This window comes from Vulcanococcus sp. CPBay_Sum15L08_68, from assembly GCF_017855895.1.
GTDB lineage: Bacteria > Cyanobacteriota > Cyanobacteriia > PCC-6307 > Cyanobiaceae > Vulcanococcus.
Window position 1 is genome coordinate 1 of the sequence record NZ_JAFMFX010000112.1, and the last position, 2,971, is coordinate 2,971.

Sequence of the window (2,971 nt, forward strand, 5' to 3'; positions counted from 1 at the left end):
GGGCAGCCCGGGCGACTGGACTTTGATCTTGCTAAGCGCCGCTCCGCAGCCCTGGCAGAGGCGCTGCTGCAGAACTACCCAAGCTGGGACGAGCCCACCCAGCAGGCCTTTGCGGCCTGGCGCGAGCAGCAGCGCCATTGGCTGGTGGATCACTGCCGCTTTGTCGTGCTGCGGCAGCTCCACGCGGGCCAGCCCTGGTGGTCCTGGCCTGCTGCATTGGCCGGCCGCAAGCGATCGGCCCTGAAGGCCTTCGATCAGGAGCATGGGCCGTCCTTGCTGCAGGAGGCCTTGCTCCAGTGGCAGCTGCAGCAGCAGTGGCAGGGGGTGCTGGATCACGCCCGCCGCTGCGGGGTGCAGGTGATCGGCGACATTCCCTTCTATGTGGCCCATGACAGCGCCGATGTCTGGAGCCACCGCCGCCTGTTCTCGCTGGATCGCTCCGGACGTCTGCTTCAGCAGAGCGGTGTGCCGCCGGATTACTTCTCTGAGACCGGCCAGCTCTGGGGAACGCCGGTTTACCGCTGGCCCCTGCATCGCCTGAGCCGTTTCCGCTGGTGGCGGCGGCGTCTGCGGCGGCAGCTGCAGGTGGTTGATCTGCTGAGGATTGATCACTTCCGGGCCCTGGAGGCCGCCTGGATCGTTCCGGGTGGTGATGACACCGCGGAGCGGGGCGTGTGGAAGCGCACCCCTGGAGCCAGCCTGCTGCGCCTGTTGCCAGCTCCGCTGCCCTTGATCGCCGAGGACCTGGGGGTGATCACGCCCGAGGTGGAGGCCCTCCGCGATCGCTTCGCCCTGCCAGGGATGAAGATCCTGCAGTTCGCCTTCGACGGCAATCCAGGCAACCCCTATCTCCCCAGCAACATCGAGGGAGAGCGCTGGGTCGTCTACACCGGCACCCATGACAACGCCACCTGTATCGGTTGGTGGCAGCAGCTGAGCGCTGAGCAACGGGCCCAGGTGGAGGCCCTGACCGGCCCGGTTCACGCCCCGGGTTGGCAGCTGTTGGAGTTGGCGCTGGCCACCAGCGCCGGATGGGCCTTGGTGCCGCTGCAGGATCTGCTGCACCTGGGGGATGAGGCCCGCTTCAACACCCCGGGGACCACAGACGGCAATTGGCAATGGCGCCTGGGCCAGTCGATTGCTTCGCTGGAGGGTCCACTGCAGGGCTACGCCGAGTTGGCGCGGCGCTACGGGCGCGGCGGCTGAGGAGCCGGCACTTGAAACTGCTCTGGCTGTTTGGGCAGGGCCGCCAGGGGCTTGCCGTTCCAGATCACCTCGCCGGTTTTCGGGGCCGGTGAGACGGAGAGGCGCAGGGGCGGCTGCAGCTGCAGCACCAGCTGTCCCTTGCTGCCGCTCAGCTGGCTGCGTTGTCCGCCATCACTGCTGAGGTTGAGGGAACTGGCCTGACTGAGGTTGAGCTCCAGTACCCCGGGACCTTCGGGGGCCGGCAGTGGTTGGCGCAGGGCGCTTTGACCGCTGCCGCGCTGGGCGCGCTCGAGGGGGCGCAGATCGGGATAGGCCACCAGCAGGTTGTCTCCGGCTTGGACCGCCTTGGCCTGCTCGCTGGGTTTGAGGGCAGGGATCGGATTGAGGGTCAGCAGGTTGGCCGCGGCAAGTTGGCGCTGCTGCAGGTTCAGGCCGTAGATCAGCCCCAGGGTGACGGCCCCGTAGAGAACCGTGCCCTGCCAGCTGCTGAAGACATCGATCGAGCCCGGGGTGAAGCGCTGCAGACGATTGGCGTTGGCCGCGGCGTTCTCGCTCTCCGGTGGGAGTGCTGCGGCCAGGCTTCCGCCGGGCAGGTTGAGGTACTCCTCCAGCAGCGGCAGCATCGATTTGAGGTAGGCCCCCTCCGGCAGGCGATCGCGCCAACCCCGCTCCAGCGCCTCGAGCACGGGGGTGCTGATCTTGGTCTCCAGGGCCATTTGCCGCAGGTTCAGGCCCCGGGATTCCCGTTCGCTCTTGAGCCGCCGGCCAACCTCCAGCAAGGGGTCTTCCACCTCAGGGCTGTCAGGGCTGGCATCGCCGCCGCTGTTACCCCGGCCCATCAAGCGGGCCAGACCTGGGATGGACAGGGCGAACCGAGGCATTCCGGCCGATCAGCTTCTTATTCCCATTCTTGGTCGTTTATTCGTCTCCAGCGACCCTCTGGCAGTGCTCCGAGATGAATCGGGCCGATGGCGATGCGCTGCAGATCGAGGACGTGGTGGCCCAGAAGCTCGGCCGTGCGGCGGATCTGACGGTTTTTCCCTTCGCCCATGACCAGCTCCAGCAGGGTCCGGCCCTGTTCGCTGCTGAGGCTTCTGACCTGCACCGGTTGGGAGGGCAGGCCATCGAGGCTGACGCCGCGGGCCCATTGATCCAGCACCCGTTGGCTGGGTTGTCCCTGCACCCAGACCCGGTAGGTCTTGCTGTGGGCATAGCGCGGATGGGTCAGCTGGAGGGTGAGGGCCCCGTCGTTGCTGAGGAGTAGGGCGCCGCGGCTCTCAAAGTCCAGGCGCCCCACCGGGTGCAGTCCTTGGCCCCGGGCCAGCTCGGGCGGTAGCAGGTCGAGCACGATCGGCCGGCCTTCGGGGTCAAAGCAACTGCTGAGGACCCCGGCGGGTTTGTTCAGCAGCAGCACCATCGGTTCGGCGGAGGCGCCGAGGGGCTGGCCATCGAGGCTGATGGCATCGCTGTTGGGATCGGCCTTGTCCCCCAGCTGGGCCCGCTGGCCATTGACGGTGACGCGGCCGTCCCTGAGCAGCTCCTCAGCGCGGCGCCTGGAGCAGACCCCCGCCTGGGCAATCAGCTTTTGCAGTCGTTCGGCGGCCATCTCAGCGCTGTGCCCAAAAGCATTTTGCTCATCAGAAAAAAGTGATACGGTTCCGCAACAGCTTTACGAAACACCTGGGTTTCGTAATTCGTTTTCGCTGATGCCTTCTGTTCCGATCCTTCGTGCTGACCGCGACACCGCGCTGGCCGGTGGAACGGA

At 66.8% G+C, this 2,971-nt stretch carries 3 protein-coding genes; 1 reads left to right on the forward strand and 2 read right to left on the reverse strand.

The genetic code is table 11. The features are described from left to right. Positions 1–1,206 (forward strand): 4-alpha-glucanotransferase (malQ, locus tag QZ189_RS11000; RefSeq protein WP_296421775.1); only part of this gene is annotated, 1,206 nt, incomplete at its 5' end. Here the strand turns inward: malQ and QZ189_RS11005 are convergent. Beyond that, positions 1,188–2,087 carry a helix-turn-helix domain-containing protein gene (locus QZ189_RS11005; RefSeq protein WP_296416034.1) on the reverse strand — a complete coding sequence of 300 codons (900 nt, stop codon included), beginning with the start codon at positions 2,085–2,087 and terminating at the stop codon, positions 1,188–1,190. The genes malQ and QZ189_RS11005 overlap by 19 nt on opposite strands. A 17-nt stretch (positions 2,088–2,104) precedes the next feature. After that, positions 2,105–2,812 (reverse strand): pseudouridine synthase, encoded by a 708-nt coding sequence (locus tag QZ189_RS11010; protein WP_296421780.1) that lies wholly within the window; start codon positions 2,810–2,812, stop codon positions 2,105–2,107. Between the last annotated feature and the right edge of the window lie 159 nt (positions 2,813–2,971).